Raw genomic sequence first — 17,170 nt, 5'->3', positions numbered from 1 at the left:
GGCGTTGCCGGCCAGGTCCAGAAAGCGACTCAGGCCTTGATGCGTTTGAACGCCTCTAGCGCGCGTTCGCGGGCCTCGCGATGACCGATCAGCTTTTCGGGATAGGTTTCCGGCCTGGCGCCCGCCGCTTCGGGATCGTGGATCGCCTTGTCGTCCAGACCGGCGAGTTCGGGCACCCATTTGCGGATATAGGCCGCCGCGTCGAACTTCTCGGACTGCGAAAGCGGCGCCATGATCCTGACGAACATGTTGGAATCGATCCCCGTCCCGGCGCTCCACTGCCAGTTGACCGCATTGTTCGCATAATCCGCGTCAACCAGCGTGTCCCAGAACCAGCGTTCGCCATGCCGCCAGTCGATCAACAGATGCTTGATGAGGAAGGAGGCGGCGATCATCCGGACGCGGTTGTGCATCCAGCCCGTTGCCCAGAGCTGCCGCATCCCGGCATCGACGATCGGATAGCCTGTCTCGCCGCGTGTCCACGCCTTGAACTCGGCATGGGCCGTCCGATCCGTCCGCCACGGAAAGTCGTCGAATGCGGCGCGGCCGTTATACTGGCCATAATCGGCCTGCCGGGCGATGATGCCCGTCGCATAATCGCGCCAGCCAAGTTCGCGGCGGAAGCTTTCGCGCCCCTCGCCGCGTCCCGCTACGGCGTGCCAGACGGTCGCCGGCGAGATTTCGCCGAAATGAAGATGCGGGCTCAGCCGCGACGTCCCCTCGACCGCAGGCAGGTCGCGCCGCTTCCCATAGTCGGCTGCGTTATCAGCAAAAAGATCGAGAGCATCCCTCGCGCCTTCTTCGCCCGGCCGCCAGTCGGCAAAACCCCTCGCCCAATCTGGTTTGCTCGGCAGCAGGCGCCAGTCGTTCAGCCGTTCGCTTTCGGGCCAGCGTGAGGGCACCGCCATTGCCGACGGCGCCGGTCGCGGCGGGTGCGGCGGCAACATCGCCGACAGCGCGCGCCAGAACGGCGTGAAGATGCGAAAATGGCCGCCCGATCCCGTGCGAACCAGATCGGGCGGCATCAGTTGATTGCCGTCGTGCAGTTGCAAGTCGAGCTGCGCCGAGACCGCATCCTCTGCCGCCACCCACCAAGGCTCATAATGGCGGATCGCATGCACGCGCCGCGCGCCGGTCTCCCGTGCGAGCGATGCCAGCGCCTCTGCTGCCGGGCCACGGCGCAGGATCAGGCGCGATCCCTTTTCCTCCAGCGACGCGGCCAGCGCCTCCAGGCTATGGTGCAGCCACCAGCGCTGCGCGCCGCCGATCCGGCGTTCGCCCGGACCTTCGTCGTCGAGCACGTAAACCGGCACGACCGGGCCGTCGGCGGTCGCCGCCAGCAGCGCCGCCTGATCCGCCAGACGCAAGTCCTGGCGGAACCACAGGATTACCGGGTCGGCCACGTGGGCTTAGCGCATCATTCGGCGCGCGGTTCCTTCTCGACCATCCAGGTCTGGCCCTTGGCGACCAGCTTCTGCAGGTCGGCGATCTTGCCTTCGGCCGCCGCGCTGTTCTGCGCCTCTACCGCGCGCTCGAAAGTCGGGCGCGGATGGTTGAAGATGACGCCGAGCGCGACGGGGAAGTCCGCGTCGGCATCCATGTCGATCAGCATCTGCGCGACGCCCTTGTTGGTCTGATCGTGGACGATCACGCCCGCCGCCTGCCAGTCTCCATCCGCGACATCGACGACTTCGAGGCGCAGCGCCTCGCGATCGAGCGCCAGACCTTTGATCCCGCCGGCGAACAGCATGGGCTGGCCATCCTCGAGCCAGATCTGCTTGGTCGCCGCATTCGCCTTCTCGGTGAACGGTGCGAACACTTCGTCGTTATAGACGATGCAATTCTGGTAGATCTCGACGAAGCTCGCGCCCTTGTGGGCATGCGCGGCCTTCAGCACGGCGGGAAGGTTCTTATGTACGTCGATCCCGCGCGCGACGAAGCGGGCGCCTGATCCCAACGCAAAGCTGCACGGGCTTGCCGGGCGATCGACCGATCCGAAGGGCGTCGAGGGTGATCGCGTGCCGATCCGCGAGGTCGGCGAATATTGCCCCTTGGTCAGGCCGTAAATCTCGTTGTTGAATAGCAATATCTGGCAATCGAGATTGCGGCGCAGCAGGTGCATCGTGTGATTGCCGCCGATCGACAGCGCGTCGCCGTCGCCGGTGATGATCCAGACGTCGAGCTCCGGATTGGCCAGCTTCACCCCCGTCGCCACCGCCGGCGCGCGGCCGTGGATCGTGTGGAAGCCGTATGTCTCCATATAATAGGGAAAGCGTGACGAGCAGCCGATGCCCGAGATGAACACCGTATTCTCTGGCTTCACGCCTAGATCGGGCATCGTCCGCTGGACGGCCTTCAGGATCGCATAGTCGCCGCAGCCCGGGCACCAGCGGACTTCCTGATCGGTCTCCCAATCCTTGATCGTCGTCTTGAAGGGCGTCAGGTCGTTCATGCCAGTGCACTCCCGATGGCAGCCTCGATCTCCGCGATACGGAAGGGCTGGCCGGAAATCTTGTTGAGAGGCCGCGCGTCGACGAGGAACTGGTCGCGCAGCACCGTCTTCAATTGGCCCGTGTTCATTTCGGGCACCAATATCCGCTCATAACTCCTCAGGAGATTGCCGAGATTGGATGGCAGCGGCCAGATGTGCCGGATATGGATATGGTCGACCGATGCGCCGCCCGCTCGCGCTCGCCGCACCGCCTGATGGATCGGCCCGAAGGTCGACCCCCAGCCGACGACGGCGAGCCGGGCGCCGCCATCGCCCAGCGTGACCTCCTGCAGCGGCATGTCGCTGGCGATGCCGTCGATCTTGGCCTTGCGCAGCTCGGTCATCGCCTGATGGTTGGCGGGCGAATAATCGATATGTCCGCTGTCGACGGCTTTCTCGATGCCGCCAATGCGGTGGAGCAGCCCGGGCGTCCCCGGCTTCACCCAGGGGCGGGAGAGCCGGTTGTTGCGGCCATAGGGCTTGAAGCCGCCTTCGGGCGCGATCTCCAGGAAGCTGACCGGGAAGCGCTCATAGCTGCCCATATCGGGCACTTTCCATGGCTCCGCAGCATTGGCGATATATCCGTCGGTCAGTAGCATCACCGGGGTCATGTAGCGCGTCGCGATCCGGCATGCCTCGATCGCGCAGTCGAACGCGTCGGCGGGCGATCGTGCGGCGATGACGGGCATCGGCGCGTCGCCGTTGCGGCCATAGACCGCCTGGTAAAGGTCCGACTGCTCGGTCTTGGTCGGAAGCCCCGTCGAAGGGCCGCCGCGCTGCGAGTTGACGATGATCAGCGGCAGCTCGGTCATGATCGCGAGCCCGATCGCCTCGGTCTTGAGCGCGATACCCGGGCCCGACGACGAAGTGACACCCAGCGACCCGGCGTAGGACGCGCCGATCGCGCTGGCGATCGCCGCGATCTCGTCCTCCGCCTGGAAAGTCGTGACGTCATATTCCTTCAGCCGCGACAGATGATGGAGGATCGCCGAGGCAGGCGTGATCGGATAGCCGCCGAAGAACATCGGCAGCTCGGCCAGCTGCGCGCCGGCGACAAGGCCCAACGAAATCGCCTCCGCTCCCGTGACGGTGCGGTAAAGCCCCGGCTCCGCAGGGGCGGCCGGAATATGATGCTGGCGCATCGGCCCGCCGATCTCGGCAGTCTCGCCATAAGCGTGGCCGGCGTTGAGCGCCGCGATATTGGCTTCGGCAAGGTCGGGCGCCTTGGCGAACTTGGCCTTGAGCCAGTCGACGATCGGCTGCCGGTCACGGTCGAACATCCAGAGCGCGAGCCCCAGCGTCCACATATTCTTGCAGCGCAGCGCTTCCTTGTTGCCTAGCCCGAACGGCTTTACCGATTCGAGCGTCAGCGCCGATATGTCGAACGCCACCACCTGCCAGCGCGCGAGCGATCCATCGTCGAGCGGGCTCGCGTCATAGCCGGCCTTGGCGAGGTTCCGCGCGCCGAACTCGCCGCTGTCGGCGATGATCAGCCCGCCGTCCTTCAGCACGCCGACATTGCTCTTGAGTGCCGCTGGGTTCATCGCGACCAGCACGTCGGGCTGGTCGCCTGCCGTTTCGATCGCCGCCGATCCGAAATTGATCTGAAAGGCCGAGACGCCGAACAATGTGCCCTGCGGCGCGCGTATCTCGGCGGGAAAATCGGGGAACGTCGCCAGATCATTACCGGCAAGCGCCGTCGAAAGCGTGAACTGGCCGCCGGTCAGTTGCATCCCGTCGCCGGAATCCCCGGCAAAGCGGACGACGATCGCCTCTGGCGGCGGCGTTGCCGTCGATTCCGCGCGTGTCACCTCATGAGCGGCAGAAGCCATAGGTCGACATCCTGTTCTGGCGTTCGGGTCTCTGACGGACCCTCCTCTCCTTGCACCTTTTTAGAAAAACTGCGGAAAAGCGCAATCAGCCTCGCATGATCGCGCGGTGAAGCGCTTCGATGCTCGCCGCGTGCCGTCGCGCCACCGCAAGCGGGTCCGCGCCATAACCGCCGCCGGCCACGCTCGCGAGCGGGATGCCGTAGCGGCGCGCGAGTCGCCCGACCAGATCGTCACGCGCCGCCAACCCCGCATCGCTGAGCGCCAGCCGCCCAAGCCGGTCGGCTTCGTGTGGATCGACCCCGGCCTGATAAAGGATGAGATCGGGCGCGAAACGCCGAACAAGCGGCACAAGGCTCGACTCGAGCTGCTCGAGATAGGCGTCGTCGCTAGTGCCGTCGGGCAGCTCGACGTCCAGCGTCGAGCGTGCCTTGCGCACAGGGAAGTTGCGCGCAGCATGGATCGAATAGGTCGCGATCTCGCCACGCCCGCCAAGCAGCGCTGCCGTCCCGTCACCCTGATGGACGTCGACGTCGACGATCAGGATGCGCCGAACCTCGCCGTCAGCGATAAGCCGGTTCGCGGCGATCGCCAGATCGTTGAACACGCAGTATCCCGCGCCCGTATCGTACAAGGCATGATGGCTCCCGCCCGCCATGTTCGCGGTATAACCCTCACGCAAGGCGATCTTCGCTGCGAGCCATGTCCCGCCGGGCGTCAGTTGGACACGGCGCGCGATCCGGTCAGTCACCGGAAAGCCGATCCGCCTTTCCTTTTCGCGCGGCACGCGAAGCTCGATCACCTCGGCGACCCATTCAGGATCGTGCACCGCCTCGATCCACACGCGCGGCATCGGATCGGGGCGATGATAGCTGGCCGTCTCGCCCCGTTTGTCGAGCACGAGCTTCAGCAGCCCATATTTGTCCCACGGGAAGCGGCTTCCGGCTGTCGCGGGCGTCATATAATCGGGATGATGGACGAGATGGAGCATCGCACTTAGTTAAGGCATGAAAACCGAAAGAGGAGAGCCCTGATGACGCAGCCCCATGTCCCTCCGCCCTTTGCTCGGCCAGACGTGCAAGCCTTCCTAGCCTTTCTCGAATCGATCCCCGGCCCGAAGATGCACGAGCTCGACGCGCCTTCCGCGCGCCTGCCCTTCGTCGCGATGAAGGAATTGCTCGATCTTCCCGCAGGTGAGCTCGCGATCAAGCGCGACCTTTCGACGCCGGGCGGAATAAAGCTGCGCTATTATGACGCGCGTGCCTCTCGGGAGGCCGGTCCGGCGTTGGTCTTCTTCCACGGCGGCGGCTTCGTGATCGGCGACCTCGAAACGCATGACGGCTTCTGCGCGGAAGCGGCGCGCAAGCTCGACATGCCCGTCATCGCCGTCGACTATCGGCTTGCGCCCGAGCACCCCTTTCCCGCCGCGCCCGAGGATTGCGAGGCGGCGGCGCGCTGGATCGCCGGCAGCCCGGCCGATCTCGGGCTGACGGTCACATCGCTCGTCCTTGCGGGCGACAGCGCCGGCGGCAATTTGACGATCGCGACGACGCACGCGCTGCGCGATCGTCCTGCTGCTGCGCCGGTCATCGCGCAATGGCCGATCTACCCGGTGGTCGATGAGAGCACCGCCTATGGGTCCTACCAGCAATTCGGCCAGGGCTATCTGCTTACCGAGGATTCGATGGTCTGGTTCATGAACCACTATGCCGCCGCGCCCGAGGATCCGCGCAACTATGTGCTGCGCCAGAGCCATGAAGGCACACCGCCGACGCTGGTGATCACGGCCGGGCTCGATCCGCTGCGCGATCAGGGCCGTGCCTATGCCGGCGCCCTGATCAAGGCGGGCGTCGATACCGTCTACCGCGAGGCCTCGGGCAACATCCACGGCTTCATCACGCTCCGGAAGGCGATCCCTTCGGGTATCGCTGATCTCGACGCCTGCTTCCGCATCCTCAAGGATATGGTTGCGGAGGCCGAGGCAATGCGCGAGGAGGCGCGCGCCGCAGCCTGACCTTTTCGAGAGAGTCCATGTCGTCCGATATCGCCGCGCTTCCCTATCGCCCCGCCGTCGGAGTGATGCTCCTCAATCATGAGGGGCGCGTGTTCGTCGGCCAGCGCATCGACAGCACGCAGGAGGCCTGGCAGATGCCGCAGGGCGGTATCGATGACGGTGAGGAAGCCGAGGCCGCGGCATTGCGCGAGCTTGGCGAGGAGACGGGGATCGAGGCGCGCCATATCCGGATCGTCGCGCGTCACCCGGAGGAACTGCTCTACGATCTGCCGCCGGAACTTGTCGGTCGCGTCTGGAAGGGACGCTATCGCGGCCAGCGGCAGACTTGGTTCCTTGCCCGCTTCACCGGCGAGGACAGCGACGTGAACATCGCGACCGAGCATCCCGAGTTCAGCGCCTGGCGCTGGATCGTGCCCGAGGACTTGCCCCGATTGATCGTGCCGTTCAAAAAGGCGCTCTACGAACAAGTCGTAAAAGCCTTCCGCGACCAGATCTGATCGAGGAGCCGATGCGCGGTCCGACAATTGCTGCCCTTCTGATGGCCCCCTGCCTGGCTGCGCCCGCGCATGCCAGCCTGCCCTATAATCTCAGCAGCATGCTCGATTCGGCGCTCCAGTCGAACAACGAGACCGAGATCGTCACGATCGCCAAATATATCCGCATGGTCGCGCCCAACGACGTGGCCGAGGTGGATGATCGTATCACCGCCTGGCGCGATCAGCGCACCAAGGCGCAGAAGCAGGCGGTGGTCGAAGCCGGTCCGCTCGAGCTTTGGAAGGGGCGCGCAGACGTTGGCGGCTTCGTCACGACGGGCAACACCGATTCGCTGGGGCTCACGGCAGGGATCGACCTGAAGCGCGAGGGGCTCGACTGGCGCCACCGCGTCCGCGCGCGGGTCGACTATCAGAAGGATAATGGCATTGCGACGCGCGAGGCCTATCTCGCGGCGTGGGAGCCGGGATACAAGATCAACGAACGGCTCTCTGTCGTGGGGCTGGGCCAGTTCGAGCGCGATCCGTTCCTGGGCTATGACGAGCGCTTCTCCGCCGGCGTGGGTGTCGGTTACCGCGCTGTGACGACTCGCCGGCTGACGATAGACGTCAACGCCGGCCCGGCGTTCCGTTTCACCAATTTTACAGACGGTACGCAGCAGGACAGCCCGGCAGGCCGCGCGTCGGCGGCGGTGGCCTTCGCACTGACTCCCACGCTCAAGCTCACCAACGACAGCGCTGCCTATTTCGACTCGCTCAACAACACCGTCACGTCGATCAGCGCGGTCGATGCCAAGCTGATCGGGCCGCTGTCTGCACGCATATCCTACAATATCCAGTATGAAGGTAATCCACCCGCCGGCCGCAAAACGGTGGACACGCAGACCCGCGCTTCGCTCGTCTATAATTTCTGACGTAGTTCAGGTCGCGAAAAGCTGGCCGATATCGCGGAAGGCCTTGAACTCCAGCGCATTGCCCGCCGGATCGAAGAAGAACATCGTCGCCTGCTCGCCGGCGCGGCCGACGAAGCGGATATGCGGCTCGATCACGAAATCGATGCCGGCATCCTTCAGCCGGGCCGCCAGCTTTTCCCAGTCGTCCCAGCCGAGGACGAGGCCGAAATGAGGCACGGGGACGGCATCTCCATCAACCTCGTTGCGCACGGGCGCGGCCGATCGCGGCGCATGATGGACGACCAGCTGATGCCCCCGGAAATCGAAATCGATCCAGTGGCCGGGGTCTTCGCGCCCCCGAGGGCATCCCAGCAGGCCGCCGTAGAAGGCGCGCGCGGCCTCCATATCATCGACCGGAATGGCAAGATGGAACAGCGGCTGCACGTTGACCTCGATCTGGGTTGCTTCCCTTTCCTGCCCCGCCGCGCCTCGGCGCGCCATATGCAAATCATATGCGCCGCCGTATCCCTCCATCTCGTATCGAAATGCCGGCGCGGCCTAATCGCTCCCGCAGTGACCAGGCACGGAACCAACCCCGCTCCCCTGCAGTCATCCCGTGGATGGACCGCATGTCCCACCCGATCTGCCACGGCTGCGCCCCGGGTGTCGGTCCCTCGCCGCCGCCCGGGGCGGCCTTTTCGCGCGCATGGTCGAAAACGCGGCGCATCCCTATATAAATGCTCAATCACCCTTTCCGCCGGATTGCCATATTGACCAAGCCCGCCACGATCCTGATCGTCGATGACGAGCCTCATATCCGTCGCCTGCTCAGCGGCGCGCTTGACCGCGCAGGTTATGCCGTCGCCGAGGCCGCGACCGCACGCCAGGCGACCGAGCAGCTCGATGCCCCCGTCGATCTGGTGCTCCTCGATCTGGGACTGCACGATCGCGACGGCATGGAATTGCTGCCGGTGATCGCGCGCAAATCGGGCGCGCCGGTGATCGTCGTCTCCGCGCGCGAATCGACCAGCGAGAAGGTGACGGCGCTCGATCTCGGCGCGGCCGATTATGTCACCAAACCCTTCGATACCGAGGAACTGATCGCGCGCATCCGCGTCGCCCTGCGTCAGCGCGTGGTAGCCGGCGGTGGCCGCTCGCGCATCGAGGCAGGCAGCGTCGTCATCGACCTGATCGACCGGCGGATCAGCCGGGACGGCGCGGAGGTGCACCTCACGCCCAAGGAATATGGCGTCCTTGCAGAGCTTGCGCGCTTCCCCGGACGCGCGATCACGCACCAGCAGCTTCTGAAGTCGGTCTGGGCCAATGACTACGACCAGCACATCGAATATCTGCGCGTAGTGATCCGCAACATCCGCCAGAAGCTGGAGCAGGATCCGGCGCGCCCCGCCCTCATCGTCAACGAGCTTGGCGTCGGCTATCGCCTGATGGGCGCGGCATAGAAAGGCGGGCATGCGGCAGGATCAGTTCGACGGACTCGCGGCCTTCATCTGCGTTGCCGAGGAAACGAGCTTCACTGCTGCCGCGATGCGCCTTGGCGTGTCGGCTTCGGCGGTGAGCCAGGCGATCCGTGCGCTGGAGGCGCGATTGGGTACGCCGCTGTTCAACCGGACGACGCGCAGTGTTCACCTGACCGAGGCCGGCACGCATTATCTCGCGCGCATCCGCCCGGCCGTGGGCGAGATATCGCTGGCGGCCGAGGAACTGGGCCGCGGTGCCGACGAGCCAAGCGGCCTGCTGCGGATCACCGTAGCCCGCTCCGCCTACATGATCCTGCTTCAGCCGATGCTGCGCCGCTTCATGGCCGCCTATCCGGCGATCGAGCTGGAGGTTTCGATCAACAACCAGCTGGTCGACATCGTCGCCGGTGGTTTCGACGCTGGCATACGCTTCGGCGACACGGTCGAGCGCGACATGGTTGCGGTGAAGGTCGGCCCGCCGATCGCGGCGCATATCGTCGCGGCGCCCGACTATCTCGGGCGTCGCGGCATCCCGCGCTGTCCCGACGAGCTGGCCGGGCACGACTGCATCCGCCTGCGCAACGGACGCGGCGAAGTCGAACGCTGGGAGTTCGCGCGCGATGGCGAGTTGTTCGAGATCGCGGTGCCCGGTCGCCTCATCCTCAACGATTTCGCCGCCATGGTGCAGGCGGCGATCGACGGGCTTGGCATCACTTACATGATCAACGGCTATATCGAGCGTTTCATCGACGACGGCCGGCTCGTCAGGCTGCTCACCGACTGGAGCCCGACCATGTCGCCGCTCACCCTCTACTATCCCGATCGCCGCCGCGTGCCGCCGAAGCTGCGCGCGCTGATCGACTTCATGCGCGCCGACCATGGCCCGCGCGGGCCGGCGGAGGCGATGCTCAGTTAAGCGCAGCCTGCGCCGTACCCTCGTTCGTCGCCGACCAGCCCCCGCCCAGCGCGCGGATCAGGTTGACGCTGGCCTGCAGACGCCGCGATCGCAGATCGATCGCGAGCTGCCGGGCGTCGAGCTCGGCGGTCTGCGCCGTCACGACTTCCAGATAGCTCGCAGCGCCTTCGCGGTAGCGGATCGTCGCGAGCCGGTTGGTCTGGGCGGCCGCAGTTACGGCATCCTGCTGGTTCTGCTCGGCGCTGGCGAGGCGATTGGCGAGCGCCATCTGGTCCTCGACCTCGCGGAACGCCGTCAGCACGGTCTGGCGGTAATTGGCCGCCGTCTCGTCGAACTCGCCGCGCGCGACCTGCAACTGCCCCTTGCGCTTGCCGCCGTCGAAGACCGAAAGCAGCGCCATCGCGGGACCGAGCGCCCAGAAGCCGGTGGCAGCGCTGAATAGCGCGCCGCCCGTGGTGTCGAAGCCGCCGCTCGCCCCCAATGTCAGGCTGGGGAACATCGCCGCCTTTGCCACGCCGACGCGCGCATTGGCCGCCGCCATGCGCCGTTCGGCTGCAGCGATGTCGGGCCGGCGCTGGAGCAGCAGCGAGGGCGCCGAAACCGGCACGACAGGCGGATCGGCAAGCATCGGCGCCGCTGCGATCGTGAAGGTCGATGCGGGCTCGCCGACAAGCGCCGCGATCGCATGTTCCATCAATGCACGATCGGCGCGGGCCTGATCGAGTTGCGCCTGCGCTGCCGAAAGCTGCGTGCGCGCGCGGCCGACATCGACCCCGCTCGAAGCGCCGCCATCATGCCGGGCCTCGTTGAGCTTCAGCGCCTTGCCGAACGCCACCACCGTCGCCTCCAGCACCGCGACCTGCGCGTCGAGCCCGCGTAGCTGGATATAGTCGTCGGCCAGCTCGGCCTGCAGGCTCAACCGCACCGATGCGAGATCGGCGGCACTGGCTTCGACATCGGCCTTGCCCGCACGCACCTGGTTGCGCACACGCCCCCACAGATCGACCTCGTAGGACAGCGCGCCGCCCACCGTGAATTCGTGCTGCTGTCCGTTGGTCTGATCGCGGCCGCGCTCCGCGCTCCCGCTCGCATCGATCTGCGGGAACAACCCCGATCGCGCCTGTCGGGCATAGCCGCGCGCCTGATCGTAGCGTGCCAGCGCAGCGGCAAGCTGCGGGTTGGCCGCCTCGATCTTCTGCTCGAGCGCGTCGAGCTGCGGATCGGCGAAGACCTGCCACCAGCTTCCGCGCGGCGCGCCATCGGCGGGCGCCGCCGGGGTCCAGTTCCCGCCGTCGCGGAAAGCGGCCGGGGCCGCGACCGAAGCCGCCGTCGGCGGCGTATAGGCAGGCGCGAGATTGCACGCCGTCAGCGAAAACGAGGCAAGCAGCGCTGCGGGCTTACGAGTGCGCACCGGCCGCCTCCTTCGGCTTGTCTGTGGCGGCCTGGACCTTGTCGCCCTGCTCCAGCGCGTCGGACGGATTGTCTATCACGCGGTCGCTGGCACTCAGGCCCTGCGCGATCTCGATCTCGGACCCGAAATCGCGGCCCAGCTTCACCGGACGCATAATCACCTTGCCGTCCGGGCCGAGCAACGCCAGCGCCGTGCCTTCCGAACGGAAGATCAGCGCCGTTGCCGGCACGCGCAGCGAGGGCGAATCGTCGGGCAGGTTGATGCTGACCTGCGTATAGGCGCCCGGCTTCAGCACGCCGTCGGCATTGTCGACGACGAGCTGGATCAGGATCGATCCCGAATCGCTGGCGACGGCATCGGCCGAGCTGGCGAGCTTCGCCTCGAACTTGCGGTTGGGATATTCGGGGATCGAGAAGGTCGCGGTCAGCCCCGGCTTGATGATGCTCGCATAGGCCTGCGGCACGCTGACATAAAGGCGCATGCGCTTCATGTCTGATACCGTGAATAGCGGCGTCGATGCGGCATTGCCCGCGACGATGAGCGCGCCGACGTCGGTCGAGCGGCTCGTCACGATGCCGTCAAACGGCGCGATAATCCGCTTGAACCCGGTCAGGGTGCGCAGCCTGTCGACATTGGCGAGTGCTTCGTTGCGCATGGCGGTGCGCGCGGCGAGGTCGCCCCGGCGTTCATCGGCCTCCTGCTTGGACACCGCATCCTCGCTGACGAGGCGGTCCCAGCGCGCGGCGGTCGTCGCCGAAAGGTCGCGCTGGGCGTTCGCCGTCGCGAGCGCGGCCTTGGCCGCCGAAAGCTGCAGGTCGACATCGGGCGCGTCGATCTCGGCGAGCAGCTGGCCTGCGTGAACCGGCGTTCCGATATCGGCATACCAGCGGCGCAGATAGCCGCTCGTCCGCGCATAGACCGGCGCTTCCTGCCAGGCGCGCAGGCGCCCGGGAAGGACGAGGAGCCCTTCGTCGCCGCCTTTGGGCTTGACGATCTTAACGCTGGGCACCGCCTGATCGGCAGTCCAGTTGCTGAGCTCGTTGCGCGCTTTGAGGCGCGTCACCGTACCGATACCGAGCACAAGGAGAAGGATCACGACGCCGATCAGGCCGGCGCGCTTCAACCGCCGGTTATCGAGCGTGGCGGTCTGGGGGTCAGGCATGCGAAACTTCTCCATGCGACGGATCGGCGGCCGGCTGACGACGGCGGCCGTGAACGATCGAGAAAATGGTGGGAACGAACATCAGCGACGCGCAGGTCGCGAAGATCAGGCCGCCGATCACGGCGCGGCCAAGCGGCGCATTCTGCTCGCCGCCCTCGCCCAGTCCGAGCGCCATCGGCGCCATGCCGATGATCATCGCAAGCGCGGTCATCAACACCGGGCGGAAGCGTGTGACGCCGGCTTCATAGGCGGCCTTCACGGCATCCCCCGTCGCCAGCAACCGTTCGCGCGCGAAGCTGACGACAAGGATCGAGTTGGCCGTCGCGACGCCCATGCACATGATCGCGCCGGTCAGCGCCGGCACCGACAGCGGCGTCTCCGTCACGAACAGCATCCACGCGATGCCGGCAAGCGCTGCGGGCAGCGCGGAGATGATCACGAACGGGTCGGTCCATGACTGGAAGTTGATGACGATCAGCAGATAGATCATCACCACCGCGCCCAGCAGACCCCAGCCAAGGCCGGAGAAAGCCGTGTTCATCGTCTGATACTGGCCGCGCAGCGTGACCTTGACCGTGTCTGGCTTCTCCTTGTCGAGCTTCTTGATCACGCTCAGCACGTCGCCGGCGACAGCGCCCAGATCGCGGTCCTGCGTCGATGCGAAGACCTGCACCATCGGCTGGATATTGTATTGCGAGACGACGGCCAGCGTACTGCCGCGCGTTAGTGTGCCGAGGCCGCCCAATATCTGCGGTTCACGCCCGTTGGTCTGTCCGGTCACCGGCAGGCTCTGCAGCTTGGCGAGCGAGTCGAGCTGATACTCGGGCGCCTGCACCACGACGGGGTATGACACACCGTTCTTCGGGTTGAGCCAGAAGACCGGAGCCGTCTGCACGCTGCCCGCGATCGCGCCCGCGACGGCGCCCGTCACGTCGCGCTCCTGCAGCCCAAGCTGGTTGGCGCGCGTGCGGTCTACGGCAAAGCGCAGTTCGGGATAGGAGGCCGACTGCTGGATGCGCGCATCGGCAACGCCGTCGATCGAGCGGATGGCGCGCAGAATCTTCGTGGCGTGCGCCGCATCCTCGACCAGATTGGGGCCTGTCACCTGGATGTCGATCGGCGACGGCGCGCCGAAGTTCAGGATCTGGCTGGTGATATCTGCGGGCAGGAAGGCGAAGCTGACGCCGGGGAACAGCCTCGGCAGCTCGGCGCGCAGATCGCGGACGAGATCGGCGGTCGGAATGTGATGCTTCGTCAGCGTCACATAGATGTCGCCATCCTGCGACCCGATCGTACCCGACGCATTGTAGATCGTGTTGAGACTACTGCTCGACAGGCCGATATTGTCGACCATCGTCGCGACCTGCCCCGGCGGGGCGATCTTTCTGATCTCGTTCTGGACGCGCCCGAAGATCGCGGCGGTCTCTTCGATGCGCGTGCCCACCGGCGCGCGGACGTGCATCACGATCGCGCCGGAATCGACGGCGGGGAAGAAATTGCGCCCAAGGAAGGGCACGAGGACGAGGCTCAGCACCGCGAAGATGAGAAAGCCGGTCACGAACAGCTTGCGCGCGTCGAGCGCCTTGGCGAGCAGCCCCGAATAGCCGCGCCTGATCTTCTCGAATCGCCCCTCGAACCCGCGCTGGAAGCGGACGAGAGGATTGCTGGACGGCGCGGCCTCATGGTCGTGCGGCGCATGCGGACGCAGCAGGTAGAGCGCCATGGTCGGCACCAGCGTGCGCGACAGGATGAACGAGGCGATCATGGCGAAGATGACCGACAGCGCCATTGGCACGAACAGGAAGCCCGCGACGCCCGGCAGATAGAACATCGGCACGAACACGATGCAGATGCACAACAGCGAGACGAAGGCGGGCACGACGATCTGCTGCGCGCCGTCGAGGATCGCGCTGCGCACGTCCTTGCCGTGTTCTAGGTGCCAATTGATATTCTCGATCGTCACCGTCGCGTCGTCGACGAGGATGCCTACGGCGAGCGCGAGGCCGCCAAGCGTCATGACGTTGAGCGTCTGGCCGAAGGCTGCGAGCGCCGCCACGGCCGCGAGGATCGCGAGCGGGATCGAAACGGCGATGATCACCGTCGAGCGCCATGACCCCAAGAACAGCAGGATCATCAGGCTGGTCAGCGCCGCCGCCAGCGCACCTTCGCGCACGACGCCCTCGACGGCCGCCTTCACGAAGGACGACTGATCGTTGATCGGATCGATCTTGAGTTCGGCGGGCAACCCCTTCTTGACGTCGGGGATCATCGCGCGGACGCCCTCAACGATCGAGATGGTGGAAACGGCGCCATTCTTGAACACGGTCATCAGCACCGAACGCTGACCGTTCACATGGACGATATTCTGCTGCGGCGCCGCGCCGTCGCGGACGTGCGCGACATCGCTCATGCGGACGACGGCGCCGTTGACCGTGCGGATCGGCAGCTGGTTGAGCTCGTCGACAAGGCCGGGCGCGTTGTTGAGCTTCAGATTATACTGATAGTCGCCGATCTTCACGAAGCCGGCAGGCGTGATCTGGGTCTGCGCGGCGAGCGCGTTGCCGACATCCTGCGCCGAAATCCCCTTGGACTGCAGAGCCTGCGGGTCGAGGTCGAGCTGAATCTGGCGCGTCTTGCCACCGAACGGATAGGGCACGGCGGCGCCTGGCACGGTAACGACGCGCGTGCGAATGAAATTCTGGCCGAAGTCGTAGAGCTGCTGCTCGGTCAGCCCCTGGCCGGACAGGGCGAGCTGCAGGATCGGCACCGTCGAGGCGCTGTAATTCACGACCAGCGGTGGCGTCGTGCCCGGGGGCAGCTGGCGCAGCAGCGTCTGCGAGATCGCCGTGATCTGGGCATTGGCGAGGCGGACGTCGGCACCGGGCTGGAAGAACACCTTCACCACGCCGATGCCAGTCAGCGAGTTCGCCTCGATATGCTCGATGTCGTTGACCGTCGTGGTCAGTGAGCGCTGGAACGGGGTCAATATCCGCCCCGAAAGCTCGTCGGGCGACAGGCCGTTATAGTTCCAGGCGATCGCGACGACCGGCACCTTGATGTCCGGGAAGATGTCGACCGGAGTTCGCACTGCGGAAAGAATGCCGACGATCATGATCATCGCCGCCATGACGACGAAGGTGTAGGGTCGGGACAGCGCGATCCGGACGAGTGAGATCATTCAAATTAACTCCTGGACGGCGCCGGCTACGACTTTTGGATGATCCGTCAAGTTACCGATCCGTCAAGTTTGCCTGCTGCATCCCGGGATGCAGAAAACGCAACACGACCAGACATTAAACCCTCGGCCGGCGATCATTGCGCAGGCCCGGAATCAATGCCTAGCGGCGGCGCACGACCCTGGGCCATTCGCACCAAGGTATGCGCCGCCCCCCTCGGTCAAGCCGCCGCCTTCAGCGTCGCCATGTCGATCACGAAACGATATTTGACGTCGCTCTTCAGCATCCGCTCATAGGCCGCTTCGATATCCTGCATCGCGATGGGTTCGATGTCCGCCACGATCCCATGTTCTGCGCAGAAATCCAGCATTTCCTGCGTTTCCCTGATGCCGCCGATCACCGATCCGGCAAGCGTGCGGCGATGGAGGATCAAGTTCGCAGCGTTGGGCGAAGGATGCGGATGTTCGGGCACGCCGACTAGCACCATCGCCCCGTCGCGCTTCAGCAACGTCACGAACTGATCGAGGTCATGGCTGGCCGCGACCGTGTTGATGATCAGGTCGAAGCTGCTGGCATGCGCCGCCATCTCATCGGCGTTACGCGAGACGACGACTTCGTCGGCGCCGAGCGCCAGCGCATCGGACCGCTTCGACTCGGAGGTGGTGAACGCCACGACCCGCGCGCCGAGCGCATGGGCGAGCTTCACGCCCATATGGCCGAGTCCGCCGATCCCGACGATGCCGACCTTGCTGCCCTGCCCGACATTCCAGTGGCGCAGCGGCGACCAGGTGGTGATGCCCGCGCACAGCAGCGGCGCGACGGCCGCAAGCTGCGCCTCGTCATGGCCCACCGACAGCACGAAATCCTGGTCGACGACGATGTCGGCCGAATAGCCGCCAAAGGTGTTCTCGCCCGTGTCCTGGGTCGGCCCGTTATAGGTCCCGGTGAAGCTGCGCGGCCCTTCGCAATATTGCTCCAGCCCTTCCTCGCATGATGCGCACGTACGGCAGCTGTCGACCATGCAGCCGACGCCGACCAGATCGCCGACCTTGAAGCGGCTGACTTCGCCACCGACGGCGGTCACGCGGCCGACGATCTCATGGCCGGGGACGGACGGGAACTTCACCCCGCCCCATTCGCCCCGCGCAGTGTGCAGGTCCGAATGGCAGACACCGCAATGCAGGATGTCGATCGCGACATCGCGCGGCCCGGGAGCCCGGCGTTCGATGTCGAAGGGCGCGAGCGGCGTGCTGCCGTCGATCGCCGCATAAGCCTTGGTGGTCATGACTGATCCTCCTTTGATCTGTTC

The 17,170-nt window shown here is 65.7% G+C and carries 14 protein-coding genes; 5 read left to right on the top strand and 9 right to left on the bottom strand.

Features of this window, described 5'->3' with window-relative positions:
• Window positions 1-29 precede the first annotated feature (29 nt).
• From AC3WT0_RS00575 to AC3WT0_RS00560, 4 genes are all read right to left on the bottom strand, one after another.
• Window positions 30-1,403: a cryptochrome/photolyase family protein gene (locus AC3WT0_RS00575; RefSeq protein ID WP_492750596.1), complete on the bottom strand. Its 1,374-nt coding sequence runs from the start codon at window positions 1,401-1,403 to the stop codon at window positions 30-32.
• Window positions 1,404-1,417: 14 nt separating this feature from the next.
• A complete protein-coding gene (locus tag AC3WT0_RS00570; RefSeq protein ID WP_492750594.1) occupies window positions 1,418-2,452 on the bottom strand; it encodes a 2-oxoacid:ferredoxin oxidoreductase subunit beta in 1,035 nt (344 codons plus the stop codon).
• Window positions 2,449-4,323 (bottom strand): 2-oxoacid:acceptor oxidoreductase subunit alpha, encoded by a 1,875-nt coding sequence (locus tag AC3WT0_RS00565; RefSeq protein ID WP_492750592.1) that lies wholly within the window; start codon window positions 4,321-4,323, stop codon window positions 2,449-2,451. The genes AC3WT0_RS00570 and AC3WT0_RS00565 overlap by 4 nt, the downstream gene beginning before the upstream one ends.
• Window positions 4,324-4,408: 85 nt before the next feature.
• A complete protein-coding gene (locus AC3WT0_RS00560; protein WP_492750590.1) occupies window positions 4,409-5,311 on the bottom strand; it encodes a histone deacetylase family protein in 903 nt (300 codons plus the stop codon).
• Between the two features lie 42 nt (window positions 5,312-5,353).
• On the opposite strand from AC3WT0_RS00560, the gene AC3WT0_RS00555 reads away from it, so the two are divergent.
• From AC3WT0_RS00555 to AC3WT0_RS00545, 3 genes are read left to right on the top strand one after another with little or no spacing between them, the layout of a single operon-like run.
• Window positions 5,354-6,334: an alpha/beta hydrolase gene (locus AC3WT0_RS00555; protein ID WP_492750588.1), complete on the top strand. Its 981-nt coding sequence runs from the start codon at window positions 5,354-5,356 to the stop codon at window positions 6,332-6,334.
• A 17-nt stretch (window positions 6,335-6,351) separates the two neighbouring features.
• Entirely contained in the window at window positions 6,352-6,831 is a 480-nt protein-coding gene (locus AC3WT0_RS00550; RefSeq protein WP_492750585.1) for an RNA pyrophosphohydrolase, read from the top strand.
• Window positions 6,832-6,872: 41 nt separating this feature from the next.
• Entirely contained in the window at window positions 6,873-7,739 is an 867-nt protein-coding gene (locus AC3WT0_RS00545) for a DUF481 domain-containing protein (protein WP_492750583.1), read from the top strand.
• Window positions 7,740-7,745: 6 nt separating this feature from the next.
• Here the strand turns inward: AC3WT0_RS00545 and AC3WT0_RS00540 are convergent, their stop codons facing one another.
• Window positions 7,746-8,219: a VOC family protein gene (locus AC3WT0_RS00540; protein WP_492750581.1), complete on the bottom strand. Its 474-nt coding sequence runs from the start codon at window positions 8,217-8,219 to the stop codon at window positions 7,746-7,748.
• Between the two features lie 269 nt (window positions 8,220-8,488).
• On the opposite strand from AC3WT0_RS00540, the gene AC3WT0_RS00535 reads away from it, so the two are divergent.
• Entirely contained in the window at window positions 8,489-9,178 is a 690-nt protein-coding gene (locus AC3WT0_RS00535; protein ID WP_492750579.1) for a response regulator, read from the top strand.
• A 10-nt stretch (window positions 9,179-9,188) separates the two neighbouring features.
• Complete coding sequence (locus AC3WT0_RS00530) at window positions 9,189-10,112, top strand: LysR family transcriptional regulator (protein WP_492750578.1); 924 nt, start codon at window positions 9,189-9,191, stop codon at window positions 10,110-10,112.
• Here the strand turns inward: AC3WT0_RS00530 and AC3WT0_RS00525 are convergent.
• From AC3WT0_RS00525 to AC3WT0_RS00510, 4 genes are all read right to left on the bottom strand, one after another.
• Window positions 10,105-11,523: an efflux transporter outer membrane subunit gene (locus AC3WT0_RS00525; protein ID WP_492750576.1), complete on the bottom strand. Its 1,419-nt coding sequence runs from the start codon at window positions 11,521-11,523 to the stop codon at window positions 10,105-10,107. The genes AC3WT0_RS00530 and AC3WT0_RS00525 overlap by 8 nt on opposite strands.
• Entirely contained in the window at window positions 11,510-12,685 is a 1,176-nt protein-coding gene (locus tag AC3WT0_RS00520) for an efflux RND transporter periplasmic adaptor subunit (RefSeq protein ID WP_492750574.1), read from the bottom strand. The genes AC3WT0_RS00525 and AC3WT0_RS00520 overlap by 14 nt, the downstream gene beginning before the upstream one ends.
• Window positions 12,678-15,863 carry an efflux RND transporter permease subunit gene (locus AC3WT0_RS00515; RefSeq protein ID WP_492750572.1) on the bottom strand — a complete coding sequence of 1,062 codons (3,186 nt, stop codon included), beginning with the start codon at window positions 15,861-15,863 and terminating at the stop codon, window positions 12,678-12,680. Before AC3WT0_RS00515 ends, AC3WT0_RS00520 begins: the two co-directional genes overlap by 8 nt.
• A gap of 218 nt (window positions 15,864-16,081) precedes the next feature.
• Window positions 16,082-17,146, bottom strand: a complete 1,065-nt coding sequence (locus tag AC3WT0_RS00510; protein ID WP_492750570.1) for an NAD(P)-dependent alcohol dehydrogenase — start codon at window positions 17,144-17,146, stop codon at window positions 16,082-16,084.
• Window positions 17,147-17,170: the final 24 nt, after the last annotated feature.

Source organism: Sphingomonas sp. EU05-FHT14C10, assembly GCF_058790595.1.
This window is presented reverse-complemented; position numbering and strand designations above follow the sequence as displayed.

Excerpts from the sequence above, each read along its gene's own strand:
- AC3WT0_RS00570 (WP_492750594.1), bottom strand. The coding sequence starts at position 2,452 with ATGAACGACCTGACGCCCTTCAAGACGACGATCAAGGATTGGGAGACC.
- AC3WT0_RS00565 (WP_492750592.1), bottom strand. The coding sequence starts at position 4,323 with ATGGCTTCTGCCGCTCATGAGGTGACACGCGCGGAATCGACGGCAACG.
- AC3WT0_RS00560 (WP_492750590.1), bottom strand. The coding sequence starts at position 5,311 with ATGCTCCATCTCGTCCATCATCCCGATTATATGACGCCCGCGACAGCC.
- AC3WT0_RS00555 (WP_492750588.1), top strand. The coding sequence starts at position 5,354 with ATGACGCAGCCCCATGTCCCTCCGCCCTTTGCTCGGCCAGACGTGCAA.
- AC3WT0_RS00550 (WP_492750585.1), top strand. The coding sequence starts at position 6,352 with ATGTCGTCCGATATCGCCGCGCTTCCCTATCGCCCCGCCGTCGGAGTG.
- AC3WT0_RS00545 (WP_492750583.1), top strand. The coding sequence starts at position 6,873 with ATGGCCCCCTGCCTGGCTGCGCCCGCGCATGCCAGCCTGCCCTATAAT.
- AC3WT0_RS00540 (WP_492750581.1), bottom strand. The coding sequence starts at position 8,219 with ATGGCGCGCCGAGGCGCGGCGGGGCAGGAAAGGGAAGCAACCCAGATC.
- AC3WT0_RS00530 (WP_492750578.1), top strand. The coding sequence starts at position 9,189 with ATGCGGCAGGATCAGTTCGACGGACTCGCGGCCTTCATCTGCGTTGCC.
- AC3WT0_RS00520 (WP_492750574.1), bottom strand. The coding sequence starts at position 12,685 with ATGCCTGACCCCCAGACCGCCACGCTCGATAACCGGCGGTTGAAGCGC.
- AC3WT0_RS00515 (WP_492750572.1), bottom strand. The coding sequence starts at position 15,863 with ATGATCTCACTCGTCCGGATCGCGCTGTCCCGACCCTACACCTTCGTC.
- AC3WT0_RS00510 (WP_492750570.1), bottom strand. The coding sequence starts at position 17,146 with ATGACCACCAAGGCTTATGCGGCGATCGACGGCAGCACGCCGCTCGCG.